The sequence below is a fragment of the Nocardia sp. NPDC005745 genome (assembly GCF_040630775.1).
Classification (GTDB): Bacteria; Actinomycetota; Actinomycetes; order Mycobacteriales; family Mycobacteriaceae; genus Nocardia.
The window spans coordinates 1-20,106 of record NZ_JBEXYF010000038.1 but is presented as its reverse complement, the minus strand read 5'-3'; the positions used below and the strand labels follow the sequence as shown (position 1 = coordinate 20,106).

General features: G+C 68.8%; 26 protein-coding genes. 8 read left to right on the top strand and 18 right to left on the bottom strand.

Annotated elements, in window-relative coordinates; translation table 11 throughout:
- Nucleotides 1-41 precede the first annotated feature (41 nt).
- Both ABZ420_RS29975 and ABZ420_RS29970 read right to left on the bottom strand, forming a co-directional pair.
- Nucleotides 42-1,127 (bottom strand): PLP-dependent cysteine synthase family protein, encoded by a 1,086-nt coding sequence (locus tag ABZ420_RS29975; RefSeq protein WP_357129680.1) that lies wholly within the window; start codon nt 1,125-1,127, stop codon nt 42-44.
- A complete protein-coding gene (locus ABZ420_RS29970; protein ID WP_357129677.1) occupies nt 1,124-1,486 on the bottom strand; it encodes a DUF4229 domain-containing protein in 363 nt (120 codons plus the stop codon). The genes ABZ420_RS29975 and ABZ420_RS29970 overlap by 4 nt, the downstream gene beginning before the upstream one ends.
- A 184-nt stretch (nt 1,487-1,670) precedes the next feature.
- On the opposite strand from ABZ420_RS29970, the gene ABZ420_RS29965 reads away from it, so the two are divergent.
- Both ABZ420_RS29965 and ABZ420_RS29960 read left to right on the top strand, forming a co-directional pair.
- The gene (locus ABZ420_RS29965) at nt 1,671-1,880 is read left to right on the top strand and encodes a BldC family transcriptional regulator (RefSeq protein WP_040783886.1); all 210 of its coding nucleotides are present in this window, start codon (nt 1,671-1,673) and stop codon (nt 1,878-1,880) included.
- A 118-nt stretch (nt 1,881-1,998) separates the two neighbouring features.
- Complete coding sequence (locus ABZ420_RS29960; protein WP_043733248.1) at nt 1,999-2,205, top strand: hypothetical protein; 207 nt, start codon at nt 1,999-2,001, stop codon at nt 2,203-2,205.
- A gap of 200 nt (nt 2,206-2,405) precedes the next feature.
- On the opposite strand, the gene ABZ420_RS29955 is transcribed toward ABZ420_RS29960, so the two are convergent.
- Nucleotides 2,406-3,014, bottom strand: a complete 609-nt coding sequence (locus ABZ420_RS29955) for a hypothetical protein (protein ID WP_357129674.1) — start codon at nt 3,012-3,014, stop codon at nt 2,406-2,408.
- A 309-nt stretch (nt 3,015-3,323) separates the two neighbouring features.
- Between ABZ420_RS29955 and ABZ420_RS29950 the strand changes: the two genes are divergently transcribed.
- Nucleotides 3,324-3,968, top strand: coding sequence for a hypothetical protein (locus tag ABZ420_RS29950; RefSeq protein ID WP_357129671.1), 645 nt, complete (start codon nt 3,324-3,326; stop codon nt 3,966-3,968).
- Between the two features lie 397 nt (nt 3,969-4,365).
- Here the strand turns inward: ABZ420_RS29950 and ABZ420_RS29945 are convergent, their stop codons facing one another.
- Nucleotides 4,366-5,481 (bottom strand): GNAT family N-acetyltransferase, encoded by a 1,116-nt coding sequence (locus ABZ420_RS29945; RefSeq protein ID WP_357129668.1) that lies wholly within the window; start codon nt 5,479-5,481, stop codon nt 4,366-4,368.
- 302 nt (nt 5,482-5,783) lie between these two features.
- Between ABZ420_RS29945 and ABZ420_RS29940 the strand changes: the two genes are divergently transcribed.
- Nucleotides 5,784-6,065: a hypothetical protein gene (locus ABZ420_RS29940; RefSeq protein ID WP_357129665.1), complete on the top strand. Its 282-nt coding sequence runs from the start codon at nt 5,784-5,786 to the stop codon at nt 6,063-6,065.
- A gap of 66 nt (nt 6,066-6,131) precedes the next feature.
- Here ABZ420_RS29940 and ABZ420_RS29935 read toward each other — a convergent pair whose 3' ends face one another.
- From ABZ420_RS29935 to hemL, 8 genes are all read right to left on the bottom strand, one after another.
- The gene (locus ABZ420_RS29935) at nt 6,132-6,785 is read right to left on the bottom strand and encodes a Uma2 family endonuclease (protein ID WP_357129662.1); all 654 of its coding nucleotides are present in this window, start codon (nt 6,783-6,785) and stop codon (nt 6,132-6,134) included.
- A gap of 138 nt (nt 6,786-6,923) precedes the next feature.
- The gene (gene ccsB / locus ABZ420_RS29930) at nt 6,924-7,889 is read right to left on the bottom strand and encodes a c-type cytochrome biogenesis protein CcsB (protein WP_357129659.1); all 966 of its coding nucleotides are present in this window, start codon (nt 7,887-7,889) and stop codon (nt 6,924-6,926) included.
- 2 nt (nt 7,890-7,891) lie between these two features.
- A complete protein-coding gene (locus ABZ420_RS29925; protein WP_357129656.1) occupies nt 7,892-9,538 on the bottom strand; it encodes a cytochrome c biogenesis protein ResB in 1,647 nt (548 codons plus the stop codon).
- The gene (locus tag ABZ420_RS29920) at nt 9,535-10,371 is read right to left on the bottom strand and encodes a cytochrome c biogenesis CcdA family protein (RefSeq protein WP_357129653.1); all 837 of its coding nucleotides are present in this window, start codon (nt 10,369-10,371) and stop codon (nt 9,535-9,537) included. Before ABZ420_RS29920 ends, ABZ420_RS29925 begins: the two co-directional genes overlap by 4 nt.
- A 40-nt stretch (nt 10,372-10,411) precedes the next feature.
- Complete coding sequence (locus ABZ420_RS29915; protein ID WP_040870368.1) at nt 10,412-10,666, bottom strand: hypothetical protein; 255 nt, start codon at nt 10,664-10,666, stop codon at nt 10,412-10,414.
- Nucleotides 10,663-11,304, bottom strand: coding sequence for a TlpA disulfide reductase family protein (locus ABZ420_RS29910; protein WP_357129650.1), 642 nt, complete (start codon nt 11,302-11,304; stop codon nt 10,663-10,665). The genes ABZ420_RS29915 and ABZ420_RS29910 overlap by 4 nt, the downstream gene beginning before the upstream one ends.
- A complete protein-coding gene (locus tag ABZ420_RS29905) occupies nt 11,301-11,948 on the bottom strand; it encodes a histidine phosphatase family protein (protein ID WP_062968393.1) in 648 nt (215 codons plus the stop codon). Before ABZ420_RS29905 ends, ABZ420_RS29910 begins: the two co-directional genes overlap by 4 nt.
- Nucleotides 11,949-12,292: 344 nt before the next feature.
- Nucleotides 12,293-13,630, bottom strand: coding sequence for a glutamate-1-semialdehyde 2,1-aminomutase (gene hemL, locus ABZ420_RS29900; RefSeq protein WP_062968228.1), 1,338 nt, complete (start codon nt 13,628-13,630; stop codon nt 12,293-12,295).
- Nucleotides 13,631-13,804: 174 nt separating this feature from the next.
- On the opposite strand from hemL, the gene ABZ420_RS29895 reads away from it, so the two are divergent.
- Complete coding sequence (locus tag ABZ420_RS29895; protein ID WP_040870371.1) at nt 13,805-14,191, top strand: hypothetical protein; 387 nt, start codon at nt 13,805-13,807, stop codon at nt 14,189-14,191.
- Between the two features lie 21 nt (nt 14,192-14,212).
- Here ABZ420_RS29895 and ABZ420_RS29890 read toward each other — a convergent pair whose 3' ends face one another.
- From ABZ420_RS29890 to hemB, 6 genes are all read right to left on the bottom strand, one after another.
- On the bottom strand, nt 14,213-14,434 hold the full coding sequence (locus tag ABZ420_RS29890; RefSeq protein ID WP_357129646.1) for a hypothetical protein: 222 nt from the start codon (nt 14,432-14,434) through the stop codon (nt 14,213-14,215).
- Nucleotides 14,435-14,603: 169 nt separating this feature from the next.
- On the bottom strand, nt 14,604-14,834 hold the full coding sequence (locus ABZ420_RS29885) for a hypothetical protein (RefSeq protein WP_357129643.1): 231 nt from the start codon (nt 14,832-14,834) through the stop codon (nt 14,604-14,606).
- Nucleotides 14,835-14,891: 57 nt separating this feature from the next.
- Nucleotides 14,892-15,152, bottom strand: coding sequence for a hypothetical protein (locus ABZ420_RS29880; RefSeq protein ID WP_357129640.1), 261 nt, complete (start codon nt 15,150-15,152; stop codon nt 14,892-14,894).
- Complete coding sequence (locus tag ABZ420_RS29875; protein ID WP_357129637.1) at nt 15,149-15,631, bottom strand: hypothetical protein; 483 nt, start codon at nt 15,629-15,631, stop codon at nt 15,149-15,151. Before ABZ420_RS29875 ends, ABZ420_RS29880 begins: the two co-directional genes overlap by 4 nt.
- A 315-nt stretch (nt 15,632-15,946) precedes the next feature.
- Nucleotides 15,947-16,462, bottom strand: a complete 516-nt coding sequence (locus ABZ420_RS29870; protein WP_357129634.1) for a hypothetical protein — start codon at nt 16,460-16,462, stop codon at nt 15,947-15,949.
- A 5-nt stretch (nt 16,463-16,467) separates the two neighbouring features.
- Nucleotides 16,468-17,445 carry a porphobilinogen synthase gene (gene hemB / locus ABZ420_RS29865; protein ID WP_040870379.1) on the bottom strand — a complete coding sequence of 326 codons (978 nt, stop codon included), beginning with the start codon at nt 17,443-17,445 and terminating at the stop codon, nt 16,468-16,470.
- 182 nt (nt 17,446-17,627) lie between these two features.
- On the opposite strand from hemB, the gene ABZ420_RS29860 reads away from it, so the two are divergent.
- From ABZ420_RS29860 to ABZ420_RS29850, 3 genes are all read left to right on the top strand, one after another.
- The gene (locus tag ABZ420_RS29860; protein WP_357129630.1) at nt 17,628-18,413 is read left to right on the top strand and encodes a hypothetical protein; all 786 of its coding nucleotides are present in this window, start codon (nt 17,628-17,630) and stop codon (nt 18,411-18,413) included.
- Nucleotides 18,414-18,458: 45 nt separating this feature from the next.
- Nucleotides 18,459-19,268, top strand: a complete 810-nt coding sequence (locus tag ABZ420_RS29855; RefSeq protein WP_357129627.1) for a tetratricopeptide repeat protein — start codon at nt 18,459-18,461, stop codon at nt 19,266-19,268.
- Between the two features lie 114 nt (nt 19,269-19,382).
- The gene (locus tag ABZ420_RS29850; RefSeq protein WP_357129624.1) at nt 19,383-19,655 is read left to right on the top strand and encodes a hypothetical protein; all 273 of its coding nucleotides are present in this window, start codon (nt 19,383-19,385) and stop codon (nt 19,653-19,655) included.
- Nucleotides 19,656-20,106 lie beyond the last annotated feature (451 nt).

Below are 20,106 nucleotides of genomic sequence, written 5' to 3'. Positions count from 1 at the left end.
GCGAACACGAAAGCGTCGCGCTCAGGCGAGCCCTGAACCGATCAGGCGTCCCAGATTCCGGTCGCCACGAACTTCTCCAGGACCGCGGTGGGCTCGGCGAGATCCAGCCCATGGGACGCGACCCACGCGTCGTCGAAATACGTTCCGGCATAACGGTCGCCGCCGTCACACAGCAGGGTGACGACGCTGCCGCCGCGCCCTTCGGCGAGCATCTCGGCGATCAGGGCGAACACGCCCCACAGGTTGGTCCCGGTCGATCCGCCGACCCGGCGGCCCAGCCGCGTGCTGGCGAACCTGGCCGCCGCGATGGACGCCGCGTCGGGCACCTCGAACATGCGGTCCACCACTTGGCCGACGAACGAGGGCTCGACCCTCGGGCGCCCGATGCCTTCGATCCGTGAGGACATTCCGGTCTGGTAGCCCGCGTCCCGGGTCTCGTAACCGCCGTAGAAAGCGGAGTTCTCCGGATCGACCACGGCCAGCTTCGTCGCATGCCTGCGATACCGGATGTAGCGGCCGATCGTGGCGCTGGTGCCGCCCGTACCCGCGCCGACCACGATCCATTCCGGCACCGGATTGGCCTCCAACGCCATCTGCTGGAAGATCGACTCGGCGATGTTGTTGTTGCCACGCCAGTCGGTGGCGCGCTCGGCGTGGGTGAACTGGTCCATGTAGTGACCGCCGCATTCGGCCGCCAACCGCGCCGCCTCGGTGTACATGTCCGGCGGGCGCCGCACGAAATGGCAGCGACCGCCCTGCGCCTCGATCAGCGCGATCTTCTGCGGGGAGGTGCTCGCGGGCATCACCGCCACGAAGTCCAAGCCGAGCAGCTTCGCGAAGTAGGCCTCGCTGACCGCGGTCGAACCGGAGGACGCCTCCACCACGGTCGTCCCCTCGGTGACCCAGCCGTTGCAGATGGCGTACAGGAACAGCGAGCGGGCCAGGCGGTGCTTGAGGCTTCCGGTGATGTGCGTGGACTCGTCCTTGAGGTAGAGCTGGACGTTCCACCCGGCGGGTAGCGGGTAGCGCAGCAAGTGGGTGTCCGCGCTGCGCTGGGCGTCGGCGTCGATCAACCGCACCGCGTTGTCGACCCAGTCGCGCGGTGCGGTGTGATCGCAGGACTTCACGAAGACGTCCCCGGCTCCGGCGGGGTGGGCGGCTCGTCGCCGCGCAACCGCGCCCGTAGCTCGGCCTTGTCGCGGCGCCTGCGCTCGTCGACCACGGCGATGTCCTCGTTGACCTTGGCCCGCAGCTGCTTGAACAGGGCCAGCGACAGCGGCATCGCAATGATGAGCGCGAACAGGGCCGCGACCACCAACGGAATGTCCACCGACACCAGTCGCGCGGCCAGCACGATCACCGCGGTCAGCACTACCACGAGACCCAACCTGGCGACGGTGTAGAGGGCCAGATTGCGGGCCAGCCGACGACCTGCGCCAGCCGTTTGCTGTCCGGAAGCACCTTTTGGTGGAGTTGCGTCACGCACATCCCTCAGCCTATGCGAAGCTGTTGCCCGCCCCCGGTGCACGCCCAATGCCGGGGGTGGGGCGCACATCCGATTTGTCTATTACCTCCCCTTTACCAACTGTAGGTGGTTCGAGTACCTAGGGGTTTCAGTGCGACGATGGCGCCATCTGATGAGGGAACTGTCGAGAACGGAGAGGTTTGCTATGACTGCGATCACCGTCGGCGGCCAGGACACCCTGCTGACTCCGGGCCAGGTTGCTGCCCTGTTCCACGTCGACCCCAAGACCGTGACGCGCTGGGCCCACGCCGGGCGCCTCGGGTCGCTGCGCACACCGGGCGGACATCGCCGGTTTCGCGAATCGGAAGTACTCCAGCTGCTCAAGTCTCTGACCACCGAGGCGACCGCACGCTGATCGCAGGGCACGCGGGCCCGTCGTGCTCGGGTCCGCGCTCGCCCGCAGATCATTTTCTGCGTCTGCGGTGTGCGGGAGTCACGTCCGCGGCTACCCTCGTAATCAGGAGGTGAGCGACGTGACGTACCTGTTGGCACTCATCGCGGTGGTGGCAATAGCGGTGTTGTGCTGGAAGGCGTTCGGCCCCGAGCGGACTGGACCCACTGCCCCGCAGACCCGTTCACCACAGCGCAAGCGCGTCATCGGACCCGACGACGACCCGGAGTTCCTCTGGCGACTATCTCGCCAGCACCGCGACGGCGAGTCCGGTTCCGCCGAGCGCTGATCGTTCGCAGTACCCGCGCGATAGCACGCGTCCAGTGATATCCGGCGTTCGCGCGTTCTCTTTGTTCCGCGTATCAACCGTGGCCGTTCCGCCGGGGGGAACTCCCTCTCCCTCGTCGGACATCACGGCGATCGACACCCCGGCCCGGGTGTGGCAGGCGCGCTGCGGTGCGCCTGCCACACCCGATCCGCGGTTACCGATCAGGGTTCGCCGTTGACGACCGCCATCAGCGCGTCCATGAACGGCTGCCCGCCCTGGATGGCTCCGCCCGCGATCGCGCCGACGACCAAGCCGATCGGGCCGGTGATGATGCTGAAGAAGCCCAGGCCGATCAGGGCCCCGAGCAGTCCGCCGAGCAGCGCGCCGCCGACCACGCCGACAACGTTCTGGTTCAGTTCGGCGATGAGCCGGTTCATCGAGCTGATCGGCTGCATCTCGCCGATCTCCTTGGCGTCCGCCTTCGGGGTGAGCGCGAGACGCCGTCCGCTGTCGGAGATTTCGTGCGCCACCGAGAGCTTGCCGCCGGAAACCTGGAAGGTCAGCGGCACTTCGGCGACCACGGCTCCGGTGTCGGAGGTCAGCTTGATCTTGGTGCCGTCATCGACCACCGCGAAGGTGCCGTGCTCGACGGCGGTGCTGATGGCCCCGGTCTCGCGCGAGACCGTGGTGCGGTAGTCCACCCCCTGTTCGACACCTGCTGTCGTGATCTCTCGATCCGGTTCTACGGGTTGCGCGTTCGCGGCCCCCGCCGTGATGCCCACTGCGGCAACCGCACCGAGCGTAATGGCGGCAATAGTGCCGAACTTCATTCTGGAATTCCTTCTCACCGAGACACCGGCTCCGGAGGCCGGATGGCGTGTGACTGTACAGCGCCCGTGACTTGTTTCCAGATCTGGCGGTCGGCACACGCGATCGAGCGGTTCGTTATCCAATTGTGATCACTATGGCTTCGGATCCACGCACGCAGGTGAATTCCCAGGGCGGATCGCTATGCCTGGGAAGCAAAACTCGACGCGGACGTGCCGCGTAGTGTAAGCATGGCGTGGTCTTCAATCCGCAAGATTCACAACTTCGAGTCGCTAGGTGGGTCGAAGGGTTCACAGCTCTGGAGGACGTACGTGTCGCGCCAACGTGTCCGCGCCGGTATCACCCTGGCCGCCTTCATGGTCGGGACCGGACTGGCGGCCACCCTCGTGGTCGTCGCCGCGCTATCGATGTCCGGCCCCGCCGAGGAGCCGGCCGCAGCCGCCCAGACCGCCACCGCACCAACCACATCGACACCTCCGCCGACGACCGAGGAACTGCCGACCACTACCGAGCCCCTTCCGACCACCTCGGCGATGCGTGGCGCGTCGAACAAGAGCGCCACCAGCATGCAGGTGAGCATCGGCGACTGCGTGCAGCTCGGCGGCGCGGGCGGGATCGACAAAACCGCTTGTGGCAGCCCCAACTCCGTCTACAAGGTCATCGAGAAGGCGCCCGCCAACGCCGCGTGCCCCACCGACGCCGACCACACCTACAACGAAACCCTGCACGGGGCGGCGCAGGCCGCGCTGTGCCTGGACATCGACTGGGTGGTCGGCGGTTGCATGGAACTGACCCCCGGCAATCCCAAGCGACTGGATTGCGCGGCCCCCGCCCCTGGCGCGGTCCGGGTGATCGACATCAAGCAGAATACCGTCGACGTCAACGCCTGCGGCTCGGCCGACAGCGGAATCGTCTACCAGCAACGGCATTTCGTCGTCTGCGTCGCGCGGCTCTAGACCCGCTCGGCTCCCGTAGCACGCATCCCCGTAGATGCTCGCGCGGTCAGTTAACAGACATGCGAAGTCTCGTGTCTCGTAGGACGGTGGACTCGTAGCGTTATCGGTTCCACTGTGGGATATTTCAGCGCGTTGCCGACCGAAGCTTTGCGTATCGTGAACCGAAGCCGATTGCGCGCAATTCGGCCACAAACTCTGAAAATGTTTTTCTCCAGATTGTTCCCGCGCAAAGACGTCAATAAAAATTACGGCATTCCGGGAAACGCGCATTCCGGGTACGCACCGGTACGGGTGCGGCGTTCAGTGATCCCGAATGCCTTCCCACAGTTCGCCACTGCGGTCCCCGCAATGCCCTCGCAACCTGCGCGTACGCGAGAACCGCCCTTTCGGCCGAGACCTAGCCCGAGCCACGGCCCCGGCCAGGAGCACCGACCAAGGACAGACTCATGAGCACCGCGTCCCACAGCTCGCCGTTGCGCCGCCGGTAATGCGCGCGCAACACGCCTTCGACCTCGAAACCGGCTCGGTCGTACAACGCCATCGCCGCTTGATTGTGCGGCCATACCTCGAGCGTCACCTTGTGGGCGCCACGATCCCGGGACCATTCGACGACTCGGTCGAGCAGCGCCGTTCCGATGCCGCGTCCGCGCTGGTCAGCCGCAACCATCATGGCGAAGGCCGTGACGCCGCGCGCGGTGAATTCGACCGTCGCCGTGCCTGCGACGCATCCGTCGATCTCGGCCACGAAGACGCCGTGCTTTTCATCGCCCGACATCGCCAGGATCCGGCGGGCAGCGGCTTCGGTATCGAACGGCGCCTCGGCCCTGATCCATTTGCCCTCGGCCGCGACCGCTGAAAGCAGCTCGACGATCCCGTCGACGTCTGCCGGTAGCGCAACCCGAATGGCCTGCCCGCGGCGCGGCGGACTCTCCTGCGACCGAGTCGGCCGGAGCCGCGCGTACATGTACATGTCGCGGCGGCTGTCGCCGACTCGCTGCCACTCCCGCAGAAGCCCCTCACGCCGGAAGCCCGCACGCTCGGCGGTCCGGATGGACGCGACGTTCCAGGGTTCCACGTAGAGCTGTAGCCGGGAGACGTGCAGGTGCTCGAACGCCCAGGCGGTGACCGTCCGCAGTGCGTGCGCCGCGATGCCCTGCCCGCGAGCGGATCTCACCAGCCAGTAGCCGATGGACGCTCGTCCTTCGCTGAGATCCTTCGACCACACGCCGATACTGCCGAGCGGTTTACCGTCCGCCGCCCGCGCGATCACGAAGGGGTATCCGCTCTCGCTCTCGGTTCGATCCCACTGACGCTCGATGAATCTCGCCGCCTCCTCGGCGGTGTAGACCGACGGCACCGTGGTGATCAGCGGAATCAGCTCGTCATCCGCCGCTTCCCGCACGAGATCGACGTCCGCAGAAGACATCTGCCAAGGTCGGAGCCTCAACTTGCCTGCTGCTACGTCCAATTCCGGTACTCGACGTTTCCCGGCCGACTCCGAGTTTCTCCGCACCGGAGAATGATCGCCGAACGCGATCGCGACTACCAACGCAATTCGTTCGGCGGCACGTATGCGCGAAACGCCCGATGCATCGAGCCTGATGAAGCTGCGTTTTCAACTATCGCGGATCGTCGATGACCCCATCCGCCGGATGACGGAACGGAAGCCCACCTCGGGGGAATCGGCTTACCGCAGGGGGTGGGTGGCCGTGCACCCTTGGTGTCCTTTCGGCGCATACCCGTGTCCATGAGGCTGGACAGCGTCATCACGACAGCGGGACCGCCCCGCCACACGAACACCGAGGAGCACACCACATGATGCGAAACCAGCGCTCGACCCGCCGCACCCATCGGCTCGCCCGCGCTCTGGCGGTCGCCGCCGCACCCGCCCTGCTCGGTATGGGTCTGGTGACGGCCGGTGTCGCCCAAGCCGGTCAGGACCACTACCTGGCGAGCTGTTCCTGGCCCGATCTGGCGTGCGGCCCGCAGGCGAATCTGACCCCCGGCGGACAGACCAACCTGAACCCCGGAAGACCCGACCACAACCCCGGCCCCCACCGGCCTCATTCCCGGCTCATCGGCGCAGCAGGCCTGTGACCGATCGCGGTGCCGGCATGCGGCTGCGCACACTGGCGAGCCGCATCGCAGTGCGAGCCGATCTCCTCAGTATTCGAGTTCGGCCCACGGAATGCTGATCGGGAACGGAAAGTCGAACTCGACGCCGTCCGGGTCCCGGTGGGTCCACTCGGCCGCGAGGATGTAGTTGGCCGCACGAAGCGGGTGAACCCCGTCCGGAAGCTGCGCATGGCCGATGTCGAGACCGTAAGCGCGGACTGTGGCGATCGCGCTGACCTCACGGGCCAGCGTCACCTCCCAGTACCACGGGATGCCCGAGCCGGCGTACCGCCCCTTTTTGGCTTCGATGTCGGTCTGCGTATTGCCGGGTGACAGGACCTCCCCGACCAGGACGACGTCACTGCAGCGCACATCCTGATAGGCGGATCCGAGACAGCGGTGGACCAGGAAGTCCGGTGTCAGGAAGTTGGACTTGCCGGTGTGACCCAGAAATACGTTCGTCTCGGTGGTGACGCGCCAACACTGTTCGGGATTGTCGGACATGTCCTTTCGAGCACAGCGTTCGAGTGTGGCCCAGAGCCGGTTGGAGAACGTCTGATGCTCGGCAGGACCGCGGCGCAACCAGACCACGCGACCGTCCCACAACTCGATCCGCTCCGCGATCTCATCGGGAAGTCGCTCCAACTCCTCCCATGTCATGTACTCAGGGAGGTCCGGGTGTTCTACATCCGGAACGGACATGCCGCAATGGTAACGGGCGGCACTGTCCCGACGGAGGGTTGTTTCCCCTGCAGGTGCCACGGAGCTGCCCGCTGCCTTCCGACTTGTCCAGCGACCCGGGCGAGCCCCCGCCGAGCGGAGAAAAGCGCGGGTCAAGCCTCAGTTCAGCCCAGCGTAGGAGTGCAACCCACTGATCACCATGTTGATGATGAACAGATTGAACAACATCGCGACGAAGGCGGCGATGTTGATCCAGGCGGCCTTGGTGTCGCGCCAGCCGGAGGTGGCTCGGGCGTGCAGGTAGGCGGCGTAGAGCACCCAGGCGATGAAGGAGCAGGTTTCCTTCGGGTCCCAGCCCCAGAAGCGGCCCCAGGCGGCCTCGGCCCAGATGGCGCCCAGGATGACCCCGGCGCCGAACAGCGGGAAACCGATGATGGTGGCCTTGTAGGCCAGGCGGTCCAGGGTACGGGCGTCGGGCAGGCGGCGGGCGATGACGCCCAGAACGTTGTCGGACTCCTGGCCGTCCGGCTGGCGCAGGCGGTAGAGGAACAGCATGCTCGCCACGCCCGCGAACAGGAACACGCCACTGCCGACGCTCACGATGGTGACGTGTACCGGCAGCCAGAACGACTTCAACGCGGGCACCACGGGCGCGGCGTCTGCGTAGAGCACCGTGCCCGCGAGGAACAGCAGGATCAATACCGGGACGAGCAGGAACGCCCACATCGCGCGGTAGCGCTGTTCGCGCAGCAGCACCACCCCGACCAGCACGGCGGCGGCCGTCGCCATGGTGACGAACTCGTACATGTTGCCCAACGGGAAGCGGTTGGTCGCGAAACCGCGCAACACGATCGCGCCGACATGCAACACGATGGCGACCATCAGCACCGAGAACGCCATGTTGCCGAGCCGCTCCGACAGCGGCCGCCGCGCGGGCTCGACGACCCGGCCCGGACCCTGCGGTGTCGATCCGCCACCCACGGTCACCAGTTCACGCTCGCTGACCTGGCGGCTGCGCGCCGTCGCGTACTGCCAGATCAGCAGTACCAGCACCAGCGCGTACACCACGATCGCCGTCTTGAACGACAAATCGCTGTACCTGGCGATGGTTTCGTCGATCGGCATGGTCACTCTCCCGTGGTCTCGGCGTGCTCGTCGAGCAGGCGGGCGCGCAACCGGTCGAACTCGCCGCCCCAGCCCGCCTGGTCGGTCCTGGCCAGCCCGCCCATCTCTACTACAGTGCGTCGTTGGTCAACGGTACCGGCCGTGTCCTCGGCCGGGTAGACCCGCACCCAGATCCGCCTGCGCTTGATCAGCAGCGAGACCAGCAGGCCCGCCATCATGAACAGCGCGCTCACCAGCACCCACTTCTGCGCGGGGTCGTGCGAGACCTGCAGATTGACGAACTCCTGCGCGCCGTCGAAGGTGACCTTGGTGCCGTTCGGCAGCGTGGTCGACTCGCCGGGGCGCAGATTGACCCTGGCCTCCTTGGCCAGCCGGCCCTGTTTGACCTGCTCGGGGTCCAGCGCGAACAGCGACTGCGGCTTCCCGGTGTCCAGGCCGGTGTCGCCGCGATAGATGTCGACCGCGACGGCGGGATCGTTCATCGCGGGGAACGCCGAGGTCAGCAACGACCCGTGGAACATCGCCGTCGGCGCGAACAACCCCTCGATCGCGATCTGGTTCTTGCGGCGCTCCTCGTCGGTGGCGTACATGCCACCGGGCGGGTCGATCCGCAGCACGCCGCTGGACAGGAACGTGGAGGCGTCGTCGGGACGCCACTGGATCGACTCGGTGCGGGTCTGGCCGTTGGGGAAGGTAACCGTGAAGGTCGGCGCGTAGCCGTGACCTTGCAGGTAGAGCCGGTCGCCTGCGACGCGCAAGGGGTGGTTGACCTGCACCCGGGTACCGCGCCAGGTGTTCGTCCGCAGGTCGGCGCCCGCCTGGTAGGCGAGGTTCGCGGTGAACATCTCCGCTTGCCCGTTGGTCAGGTAGTCGGCTCGGAAATCCTTCACCCGCACGCAGATCGGGGTCATCCCGGTGCCGTCGTTGACGTTGCCCGCCTTGAACGAGTCGAACACCGCGGGCGAGGTGGTGCAGAAGCCGGGACCGTTGTTCGCCAGCACGATGACGCTGCCCTCGTAGCCGAACAGCTTGCCCGCCGCGATGGCGATCAGCAGCCCGACCAGCGCCAGATGGAACACCAGGTTGCCGAGTTCGCGGGTGTAGCCCTTCTCCGCCGAGAGCGCCAGTTCACCCTCGCGGGGGCCGGGGCGGACCTCGGTGCGCCAGCCGCGCAGCTGGGCGCGGGCGTGGTCGACGAGTTCCCGGGGCGACCGCTCGGCCAGGCCCGAGTAGTGGTGCGGCAGCCTGGTCAGGTTGCGCGGCGCCCGCACCGGCGGTGTGCGCAGCGCGCGGTAGTGGTCGAGCGTGCGCGGCAGGATGCAACCGACCAGGGAGATGAACAGCAGCACGTAGACGGCGGTGAACCAGAAGCTGGAGAACACGTCGAACAGCTCGAAGCGGTCCATCCACGGGCCGAGCGTGGGCCGGTCGACGATGTACTGCTCGACCTTCTGCTCGTTGAGGTTGCGCTGCGGCAGCAACGCGCCGGGAATCGCGGCCAAGGCGAGCAGGAACAGCAGCACCAGGGCGGTGCGCATGCTGGTGAGCCCGCGCCAGGTGTTGCGCAGCAATGCCCAGGCCCGTCCGGGCATGGATTGGCGCGGCGGCCGCTCGGTGCTCTCGATCGTCGGCTGGTCGGTCACGGTCATATCGGCAAGGTCACCTCGGAGACGAACGCGTCGCGCACCCAGGCGACGAACTGGTCCCACGCCCCGGTGACCAGCGCGGCGCCGACCGCGACGAGCAACAGGCCCCCGATGATCTGGATGGTGCGGGAATTGCGGCGCAGCCACCCCACCCCGCGCAACGCGCTCGCCGAGCCGAAGGCCAGCACGACGAACGGCAGACCGAGTCCCAGACAGTAGGCGACGATCAGCGCGACCCCGCGCACCGCCGTCGTCCCGTCGGTACCCGCGGCCACAGCCATGACGCCGGAGAGCGTGGGGCCCAGGCACGGTGTCCAGCCCAGCGCGAACACTCCGCCCAGCAGCGGCGCGCCCATGATGCTGGTGAGCCTGCGCGGCTCCATCCGGGTGTCGCGCTGCAACGCGGGCACCAGTCCGATGAAAACCAAGCCCATCAGGATCGTCACCACGCCGCCGATGCGCTGCAGCAGTTCACGGTTCACGTTGAGGGTCTGGATGACGCCGAAGACGGTCGCCGTGGCCAGCACGAAGACCACGGTGAAACCGGCCACGAACAAGCCGGCCGCACCCGCGACCCGCATCCGCCCCGAGCGAAGCGACTCCGCGGCGGTCACCGCTCCTCCGGCACGGCCCCCGGTGGCCTGCGCGACGGTGGCGGGCGGCGCCTCGGCGCCGACCAGTCCGGCCAAGTAGGAGAGGTAGCCGGGTACGAGCGGCACCACACACGGCGAGGCGAAGGACACCAGACCCGCGAGCAGGCACGCGCCGAGCGCCAGCAGCAGCGGCCCGGAGGCCGCTGTCTGCTGGAACGAATCACCGACTCCGGCGAGCACCATCACAGGTTCTCCCCGTTATGCGGCGCGGTGCGCGCAAGCGTCACACCGATTCCTCCGGCGTGTCCTCTGGCGATCGTCCGGCGCCGCGGCGCAGCGACACCTTGTGCTCGGTGGCGGTGGGTTCCTCGGCCGCCTCGAATACGGCGAAGTCCAAGAGGGAGTCGGCGGCGACGCTGCGCGGCACGGTGGCGATACCCGCCCACCGGTCGTCGACGGCCCATCCTCCGCCGATGCGTCGGGCGCCCTGCCGTGGCCGGCAGGCACGCAGGTGGCGGGTACGGCGGTCGCGATTCACTGTGATTCCTCCGCGGCGATACTTTCGATTACCGGCTGTAGATCCTCGGCCAGCAGGGACCGCAGGAAAACCGCGGCGACCCGGTGTTGCCGGTCGAGGACGAGCGTGGTCGGGATGACACTGGTAGGGAAATTCCCGCCGAGCGCCAAGAGCGTGCGCATCGACGGGTCGTAGACGGACGGGTAGCCGACCTTGTTGTCGACCACGAAATCCTGGGCCTTGTCCTGTTGCGGATCGCGGACGTTGATCCCGAGGAATGCGACGCCTTTGTCCTTGGTCGCCTCGTAGACCTGCTCCAGGGCGGGCGCCTCTGCGCGGCACGGACCGCACCACTGGCCCCACAGGTTGAGCACCACGACCTTGCCCGCGTAGTCCTCGACCGAGGTGGTCTTGCCCGCCGTCATCAGGTCCGGACCGGCCAGTTTGCCGATGGTGCCGCGCGCGGTGGGCGGGTCGTAGCGGATGTCGGTCTTGCCGCCGGGCGAGACGAATTCGAAGGTGCCGCCCGAGGCCACCGCGTCCGAACCGGTCGAACAACCCGCGAGCGCGGCGATCAGCGCCACGCACGCGAGCAGAACCGGCAGCGCCCGCCCGGTGCGCACCGGGGGCGGGAGGGGGAACGCGGTGGAGCGGGTCATGCGCCGTGCACCGACGGGTCCGAGCCGCCCGCGGGCTCGGAGTAGACGATGTCGACGAGCGTGTCGCCGTGGTAGACCAGCGAGGTCAGCGACGCGAGCGAACACTGCCGCTGGCGCGGGTCGTGCCAGAGCCGCTGCCCCTGTAGGAACCGCCGCAGCGTCCACACCGGTAGCTGGTGCGAGACAAGCACCGCCTCCCGGCCGGCCGCTTCGACCCGGGCTTTGTTCACCGCCGCCAGCATGCGGTGCGCGATCTGCAGATAGGGCTCGCCCCAGGACGGGGTGAAGGGATCGCGCAGCTTCCACCAGTGCCGCGGCTTGCGCAGGGCGCCGTCGCCGACCGACACACGCAGGCCCTCGAAGGTGTTGCCCGCCTCGATGAGGTTCTCGTCGGTGCGGACGATGACGTCGTGCTGCGCGGCGATCGGCTCGGCGGTCTCCTGGGCGCGCTGCAACGGCGAGGCGATGACCAGCGCGATGTCGTGATCGGCCAGGGTCCGCGCGACAGCGGCGGCCTGCGCGCGGCCGGTCACCGACAGGCTGAAGCCGGGCAGGCGGCCATAGAGGATGCCGTTCGGGTTGTGCACCTCGCCGTGCCGCAACACGTGCACGATCGTCTCGATGGCGGCGCCGCCATCGTGCACCCGCTCGGCGGCGCTGATCCGGCCCTCGGCGCGTTCGACCGGCTCGGGGGCCTCGCCTTCCGCCGGGGCGGCCTCGGGGGCCTCTTCTTCCCCCGCCTGCGGCGTCGTCCCCGCGGCCGCGGCGAAGTGAGCGCCCGCGTCGACCAGGCTGGATGCCACGGGCTCGGTGGTCGCGGACCGAGTCGCGGCGGCGAACTGCTCACCCGCGTCGATCACGGTCGCCTCCGCGACCGGGTCGATGACCGATGCGACGGCGACCGCGCCGTTGGTCGCGGTCACGTCCGGCTCGGCGGACGGCTTGGCCGGCTCGTGCCGGTCGGCATCGGGCTGATCGAGGTCGGAGGTCACGCGCGGGATCCTTCGGGGGTGGCGGCCGCCGCCGCGTGCGCGGCGGCGGGCAGGGCGGCAGCGATACGGTCGAAAGCGTCCTCGTCGAGCGCCGCGGAGACGAACCACGCTTCGAACGCGCTCGGCGGCGCGTACACGCCACCGTCGAGCAGGGCGTGGAAGAACGCGGGGTAGCGCCAGGTCTCGCTCGCCTTGGCGGCGGCGTAATCGGTGACCGGGCGTTCGGCGAAGAACACGCTCACCATATTGCCTGCGAATTGCACCTGGTGCCCGACCCCCGCGGCGCTCAGCGCCGAGCCGAACAGCTCGCCGAGCCGCTGCGCGTTGCGGTCGAGTGCGGCGTAGACCGCGTCGTCGGCCGCCCGCAGCGTGGCAAGGCCGGCGGCCACCGCGACCGGGTTACCGGACAGGGTGCCCGCCTGGTAGACCGGGCCGAGCGGCGCGAGGTGGTTCATGATCTCGGCGCGTCCGCCGAACGCGGCCGCGGGCAGTCCACCGCTCATCACCTTGCCGAAGGTGTAGAGATCACCCGCGACGCCTTCCCGGCCGAACCAGCCCGCACTGCTGACCCGGAAGCCGGTCATCACCTCGTCCATGACGAGCAGCGCACCGTGCTCGGTGGTGAGTGCGCGCAGGCCCGCGTTGAAGCCGGGCAGCGGCGCGACGGCGCCCATGTTGCCCGCCGCGGCCTCGGTGATCACGCAGGCGATCTCGCCGGGGTTCGCGGCGAAGGCGGCGGCGACGGCGTCGAGGTCGTTGTAGGGCAGCACGATGGTGTCGGCCGCCTGCGCGCCCGTCACCCCCGGGGAGGTGGGCAGACCGAGCGTGGCGACGCCCGAGCCCGCGTCGGCGAGCAGCGCGTCGACGTGACCGTGATAACAACCGGCGAACTTGATGATCTTGGTACGGCCGGTGTAGCCGCGGGCCAGCCGGACCGCGCTCATGGTTGCCTCGGTGCCGGAGTTCACCAGCCGGACCCGCTCCACCGGCGTGACCCGGCGCACGATCGCCTCGGCGAGTTCGATCTCGGCTTCGGTCGGCGCACCGAAGGACAGGCCGCCGCTCGCCGCGCGGCGCACCGCCTCGACGACCGCGGGGTGCGCGTGGCCGAGGATCATCGGCCCCCAGGAACAGACCAGGTCGACGTACTCGTTGCCGTCGGCGTCGACGAGCGTGCAGCCGGCGGCCGAGGCGATGAATCGCGGTGTGCCGCCGACGGATCGAAATGCCCGCACCGGAGAGTTGACGCCCCCCGGAATCACCGAACTCGCCCGGTCGAAGAGCTGAGCGGAAACCGGCACGGTCGCACTGGTCACGCGCGGAGAAGAACTCACGCGTTCCAGTCTCGCAGCACCGGAAAATCGGTTCGACGACAGGGTGTAGTGCAGTGATGCAGGCCGCAGCCGCCTGGCAACACGCCGAGGTGAGGTTCGCGCGAAATTCGATCGCTGGACGGTTGCCGGTGCGTAGTCTCAGCTCACATTCGTCCATCGTTCGGGAGGGTCTGCATGCGGATTGCCATCGTCAGCGTGGGTGTGCTCGCCGTCGTCGCGGGAGCCGCCGTGACTCTCGGGGCCGGGTCCGCCGCCGCGCAGCCGTTCGATCAACTCGACCAGGCGCGGCTGGCCGTCCCGCTGGACCACACGGCGACCACCATGCTGGCAGGCGGACCGATCCCGGCGCTGGTCACGATGGTCGTCCCGCCGAACCGGATCGGCGCCGGGCTGAAGGACGACTCGGCGATCTACCGCGACGATCGCGGCGCGGTGCACGCCACCTTGCGCCAAGTGGTCCTGGAGGCCGCAGGCCATCCGGACGGGACGGTCACCGTCTATCTCAACGCTCCCGGCGCCCGCAACGGCCGGGTGCTGGACATCTACCAGCACTGGAACTGAGCGGGCGCCGCGACGCCGCCGTCAGGCGTACATGCACGGGACCTGCGCCGACATGGTGTGCAGGAAGCACATGAACCCGTTGTAGGGGCCTGCCGAACCCGAATCCGGCACGAAAATCGGCGCGTCGACCGGGTTCGCCTCCTCCAGGGGCAATCCCGGGTTCGCGCCCGCGGGCGCGGCCCCGATTCCGAGGGCGGCAGCCACGGCAAACGCGGCACAGATCTTCACGGCGAACCGGTTCATCAAACACTTTCCTTCGTTGACGCGCGTTCCAACTACGGCCGAAATACTAACGGCCCCAGAGCCATTCCAGTCAAAGCGCACAGTCGGCAGGCGTCGGGCAGCGGACGGAGCGCGGTTGCACGGTAACTCGCTCGCGCGCCGTCCGCAGCGGTTCGCAGGCAATCCGTGGCTACGTGAGCCCCAGGCAGAACTTGGCGAACCCGGTGGTCACCAGGCACGCCAACGGCGTGGGTAGCAAATGCAGCAACGGTGCGGGGAGAGTCGCGGCGAAGACCGGTGTCACCGGAACAAGCGTTCCGGGAACGGCTTCGGCGGACGCGGTAGCGGGTACGGCCGCGGCCGCGCCGATCACACCGGCCGCCACCGCACCGAAAAGTGTTCGCTGGACAGTTGGTTTCATGACCGTGGCGTTCCCGCGTTCCGCGAGGTCAAACGGCCGCAAGCGGACTCGCGCCGATCAGCCGCCGGTCGCGGCGCCAAGGCGACCGCGCCACAGCCGGGCCACGGCGTCGATGGCGAGCACACCGGCCACCGAGACGAGCAACGTGGCCAGCAGCCACCAAGGGCCCGCGTAGCGGGTGGCGGTGAACCCCGGGGCGTCACCGGCCGCCGCGAAATCGGTGGTGCGCACGCCTGCGCGCGCGCTCAGCGCCGCCGCGATCAGGGCGAGCACGAACAGATCCACTTCAACGAGCACCGCGACGATCCAGCGCCTCATCGGTCCACTCCGTCCGAACTGCGCTGGACGGCTTCGGTCAACGCCGTTCGCAGCGCCCTGTGGTCTCTGGCCCATGCCTGCACCAGGCCGCCGTCGGCCAGCCGCAGACCGATGCCGGTGCGGCGGCGGGGCACCCCGCTCAGCTCGCCGAGCGCCCTGGCCGACTCCCACTCCTCGTCGTCCCAGGAATCCTCGTCGCGCTCGGGAAGCACCTCCGCGATCGAGTCCAGCGGTAGCGACTCGGTGCCCGAACGCAGCGTCTCCTCGGTGAGCTCGACACTGACGTGCCGCTTGCCCGCGACCACCTGCAGGGCGACGAAACCCGCGATCAGCGCGGCACAGAACACCAGGGCGAACCAGTGCACGGCACCGCCCGTGGCGAATTCGAGGACGAGAACGGCCAGGCACAGGATCGGGCCGTAGGCCACCGCGCGCCAGCGGGCGCCCGGTTCGGCGAACAAGACGGCGGCAGCGGTCACGCCGAGCCCCCCGCGGCAGCGCGCGCCGACACGGCGAGAAGTGAGATCAGCGACTCAGGCCGGGCAGCAACAGCACGGCGACGGTCAACACGGCGAACAGGATCAACAGACTCAAGACGGCCAGATCCCGCCGAATGCTGTGCGGCTGCTGGATCACCACTCGCATCGATGCCTCCGATCCTCCGGAGCCATCTGCCGAGTTCCCGCACGTAATACACGACAACGCATGACAAACGACTACCGGTTCCCACGTCCACTGTGACAACCCTCACCATACATGCCGGACTGTCTCGGACAAATTGGAAACGTGTTGCATCAGCGCCCGCCGGGCTGGAAGTACGCGGTGGAATCGGGCCGGTGGGACAGATAGATGGCGCCCACCGCCAGCACCGCCTGCACGATGGACGCGCCGCCCGCGACGAGCGAAGCCGTCCCGGCCACCACGTCGATCGCCAGCAGCGCGCCGACGCCGATCACCACCACCCACGCGCCCAGCACCGTCAGCACGGTGCGCGCCCATGGCTTGCCTCGCCCGAATTGGTGCACGATCACCGACGCCAGCGCCGCGACGCCCAGTCCGATCAGCACCACGACGACGTAGACCAGCGACACCATCAATTCCGCGCTTGCCATGGTGACCTGTGGCTCCTGCACCCTGGCCTGCTCGAAGACCTCTTCGGCGAACGTGCGCCGCTGATCCAGCGCGGCGACGATCGAGGCGATCAACTGCACGACGCCGAATCCGATCACACCCCACCACAGCTGCCGCGCGGTACCGACGTCCTCCGGCATCGGAGGCCGGGCCGGGCCCGCGGCGAACGGTCCCGCCATGTTCGTCACGACAGCCAGTTCGCGGCCTCGGTCGCCCAGTAGGTGAGCACGATATCCGCGCCCGCGCGGCGGATACTCATCAGTGACTCGAGGACGGCGCCACGGCGGTCGATCCAGCCGCGCTCGGCGGCAGCGGTGATCATCGCGTATTCACCGGATATCTGATAGGCGGCGACCGGGACCGTCGTGCGATCGGCGACCTCGCGCAGGATGTCCAGATACGACATGGCCGGCTTCACCATGACGATGTCCGCACCCTCGGCCAGGTCCAATTCCAGTTCGCGGATCGCCTCGCGGCGATTGGCCGGGTCCTGCTGATAGGTGCGCCGGTCGCCTTCCAACGAAGAGCCGACGGCCTCCCGGAACGGGCCGTAGAACGCCGAGGCGTATTTCGCGGAGTAGGCCAGGATGCCGGTGTCGATGCGCCCGGCCGCGTCCAGGCCGCGCCGGATGGCGCCGACCTGGCCGTCCATCATGCCGCTGGTGCCGAGCAGGTCGGCGCCCGCCTCGGCCTGGGCCAGCGCCATCTCGACGTAGCGGTCCAGCGTCGCGTCGTTGTCGACCGCGCCGTCGGCGGCGAGCACGCCGCAGTGGCCGTGGTCGGTGAACTCGTCCAGGCAGGTGTCCGCCATGACCACGGTCGAGTCGCCCACCTCGTCGGCGAGCGCGCGCAGGCCGCGGTTGAGAATGCCGCGCGGGTCGCTGGCGGCGCTGCCGACGGCGTCCTTGTCCTCCGGGCGCGGCACGCCGAAGAGCATGATGCCGCCCACACCGGCCGTGACGGCCTCGACGGCCGTCTTGCGCAGCGAGTCCAGCGAGTGCTGCACCACGCCCGGCATGGAGCCGATCGGGCGCGGTTCCGCCAAGCCGTCGGCCACGAACATCGGTAGTACCAATTGTCGTGGTTCGAGTGTCGTTTCGGCCACGAGACGACGCAAAGCCGGGGTGCGGCGCAACCGCCGTGGGCGGTCCATTCCGGTCATGAATCGCACGATACGCCCGGCGCGATCGGCTGTCGCGAGCGCCCGTCGCCCGCTTACGACCCCCGGCCCGTTACGCGGCGATCGGGCATGTCATCCGACTGATAACGGTGTGTGAAATCACACCTCGCACCGCGCGCGGAGGCGCATACTCCGACTAGGGGCGAGACCCGCTGGGGGACAGCATGACCGATCCGCACATCGACATCTCGCTGGCCAGAGCCGCCGACTTCGAGTCGTGGGTGGCGGTACTGCTGTCGGACTGGTGGCCGGTACTGACCGACGGTCTGCCCCCGCCCGCGACCGCGCTGCGTACCTGGCGCGCCACCGACGCCACGGGGCAGAACTTCAGCGTGGAGTTCCTCGCCCGGCAATCGGCGGCGTCCGGAGTGATGCCCTGCGCGCACGTAGCCTTTCCCAGCCTCGGCATCCGTCCGGACGAGCACGAGTGGGTGCGCAGCCGGGGGACGCACCTGGTCGGCGGCACCGAGGACGCCACAGTGCAGCTGCGGTTCTCCGACACCACCCGCAGCGTCTTCCTGCGCTTGCGGAGCAGGCCGTGCCGGGTGCCGGAAGAGGCGGGCCGACTGCTGCGCCCCGGAGCGGAAATCAGTCTGCGGTTTCCCTGCACCACTTCGGGGCCGCTGGACGTGCGAGTGGCCCGCAACAGCGCCCGGCACTTGCTGGCCGAGCACAGCGCACGCCATGCCACCCCGGCCGACCCCATGCAGCTCGGTCCGCCGCAGCGGGTCGCCGACATCGGCTGGGCCTTCATCTTCCCGTGGTCGACCACATCCTGGTACCTCGACGGCTCCGTTCCCACGCTTCCGCCGGGCAGCCGCGGGCCGATCGTGGTCGTCAAGGACACCGGACACACCTGGCTGCTGGACAGCCTCCGCAACTACGACGCGCAGCTGGCCGCGTACGCGCGGGCAAACGGGTACCGCGCCCCGCTCCAACAGGCGCGATGATGGACAGCGTGGATTCCGCGGAGTCTCGCGAGGCGGGGTGCTGAGATGACCGAGCGACCGAGCGAGGTCGAACTGCTCGCCATGCAACGACGCGCCGAAGCGCTGTGGGACGCGGGCGACGCGGCGGGCGCCGAACACTGGCTGCGCCGGGCCGCCGCGGGTGGCAGCGCGCCCGCCATGGGAATGCTCGGCGCCCTGCTGGGGGCCGACGGCCGGATCGGCGAGGGGATCAGCTGGCTGGAGACCGCCGCCGCGCGCGGCAACGAGGCGGCGGGGATGCAGCTGGGCCTGCTGCACACCGAGCGCGGAAATCTGGACGAGGCCGAGCGCTGGCTGCGGCCCGCGGCCGAGCGCGGCTTGCCCGAAGCCCTCTGCAACATGGGCGTACTCGCGAATCGGCGCGGCCGCGACGAAGAGGCCGAGCAGTGGTACGAACGAGCGGTTGGTGCCGGAAACCCGACGGCCATGCGCAGCCTGGGCCTGCACCTGGCGCGTCGCGGCGAATTCGACCGTGCGATCGACCTGCTCACCGAGGCCGCGCGCCGCGGAAGAACCGACGCGATGGCGGTACTGGGCGCGCTGCACCTGGACCGTGGCGACCGAGCCGAGGGTGAGCGGTGGCTGCGCAAGGGCGCCGAAGCGGGTGACCCCGACTCGATGTTCCATCTCGCACTATTGCTGCGCGCGGCCAACACGCCTTACCTGGCAGGCGATTTCGCCGACCCCGAGGTGCTGCGAACCGCCGCCGCCATCGCGACCGGCCGCACACCGGCGCAGCGGGAAGCTCGGCGGTGGCTGGAACGCGCGGCCGCGCTGGGCCATCCGCAGTCGCTGCGGCTGTTGCACGATCTGTGAGCCGTCGGCCGAGTGAAAGCCCTTGTGGCCTGCGAACTTTGTCGGTGCCCCCGGGTAGAATCGAAGGTACGTTCGAGGGGGCTTCCGCCCCCGATCGCCACGGGAGGGATGCCAATGCGCACACCACAAACCGTTCTCATCGATCGCCCCTACGCCCCGCTGGAGAAGCGCAGGCTGCCCGCGGGCCGTCCGCGGGCGTGGTATGTCCTGCACAACCGGCGGCTGAAGGCGATGCGCCTGGCGATCGCGCTGCTCGACTCCGGCGTCTACCCCCCGAGTTACGCCACGAACAAGCGAATCAGGCACACCGCCGAGGTGATCGGCATCCGGCCTCCGTCCGACGCGACCTGCTCCATGGTCCGCACCTTGATGCGCAAGCGGTACTGAGCGCCGATCACTCGTTCCGGGCTCGCGGTCGCGAAGGCGGGTATCGCAGCGCGTCTTCGCGACCGCGCACGAACGAAAGGGCGACCATCTCGGTGTCCGGAAATCGCTCGGGCGCACAGTCGGTGAACGGCACGAGCCCACATCACGATGCAGGTCGTAACGCGCCGAACGATATCGACCACCTCACCGGCCACCCGGAAGCGAGACCGAGCATGCGCCTTGCGGCCCAGCATGTAAACACGGTCGCCAGCCGGAACCCGCCCTACGCGGCCACAACGGCGAGCTCTGGTCCGTAGCGACAGTCCCCACGCGCCCAGCGCACCTCAACTCCGTCTTCCGAGCGAAGCGAGACCGAGCATGCGCCGTTCGCGGCCCGGCTCGCGTTTGCGCGGCCGTCGCGTCCGCGACGAAGGAGCAAGCGGCGGACGGCAAGCGGCAACTCGCCGACCTG

Bases quoted from the DNA above. Each gene is read 5' to 3' on its own strand.
- ABZ420_RS29850 (WP_357129624.1), top strand. From the start codon at position 19,383: ATGCGCACACCACAAACCGTTCTCATCGATCGCCCCTACGCCCCGCTG.
- ABZ420_RS29910 (WP_357129650.1), bottom strand. From the start codon at position 11,304: ATGACCCGCTCCACCGCGTTCCCCCTCCCGCCCCCGGTGCGCACCGGG.
- ABZ420_RS29955 (WP_357129674.1), bottom strand. From the start codon at position 3,014: ATGAAGTTCGGCACTATTGCCGCCATTACGCTCGGTGCGGTTGCCGCA.
- ABZ420_RS29885 (WP_357129643.1), bottom strand. From the start codon at position 14,834: ATGAAACCAACTGTCCAGCGAACACTTTTCGGTGCGGTGGCGGCCGGT.
- ABZ420_RS29880 (WP_357129640.1), bottom strand. From the start codon at position 15,152: ATGAGGCGCTGGATCGTCGCGGTGCTCGTTGAAGTGGATCTGTTCGTG.
- ABZ420_RS29870 (WP_357129634.1), bottom strand. From the start codon at position 16,462: ATGGCGGGACCGTTCGCCGCGGGCCCGGCCCGGCCTCCGATGCCGGAG.
- ABZ420_RS29925 (WP_357129656.1), bottom strand. From the start codon at position 9,538: ATGACCGTGACCGACCAGCCGACGATCGAGAGCACCGAGCGGCCGCCG.
- ABZ420_RS29895 (WP_040870371.1), top strand. From the start codon at position 13,805: ATGCGGATTGCCATCGTCAGCGTGGGTGTGCTCGCCGTCGTCGCGGGA.
- ABZ420_RS29935 (WP_357129662.1), bottom strand. From the start codon at position 6,785: ATGTCCGTTCCGGATGTAGAACACCCGGACCTCCCTGAGTACATGACA.
- ABZ420_RS29855 (WP_357129627.1), top strand. From the start codon at position 18,459: ATGACCGAGCGACCGAGCGAGGTCGAACTGCTCGCCATGCAACGACGC.
- ABZ420_RS29920 (WP_357129653.1), bottom strand. From the start codon at position 10,371: ATGGTGCTCGCCGGAGTCGGTGATTCGTTCCAGCAGACAGCGGCCTCC.
- ABZ420_RS29860 (WP_357129630.1), top strand. From the start codon at position 17,628: ATGACCGATCCGCACATCGACATCTCGCTGGCCAGAGCCGCCGACTTC.
- ABZ420_RS29890 (WP_357129646.1), bottom strand. From the start codon at position 14,434: ATGAACCGGTTCGCCGTGAAGATCTGTGCCGCGTTTGCCGTGGCTGCC.
- ABZ420_RS29940 (WP_357129665.1), top strand. From the start codon at position 5,784: ATGATGCGAAACCAGCGCTCGACCCGCCGCACCCATCGGCTCGCCCGC.
- ABZ420_RS29965 (WP_040783886.1), top strand. From the start codon at position 1,671: ATGACTGCGATCACCGTCGGCGGCCAGGACACCCTGCTGACTCCGGGC.
- ccsB (WP_357129659.1), bottom strand. From the start codon at position 7,889: ATGCCGATCGACGAAACCATCGCCAGGTACAGCGATTTGTCGTTCAAG.
- hemB (WP_040870379.1), bottom strand. From the start codon at position 17,445: ATGACCGGAATGGACCGCCCACGGCGGTTGCGCCGCACCCCGGCTTTG.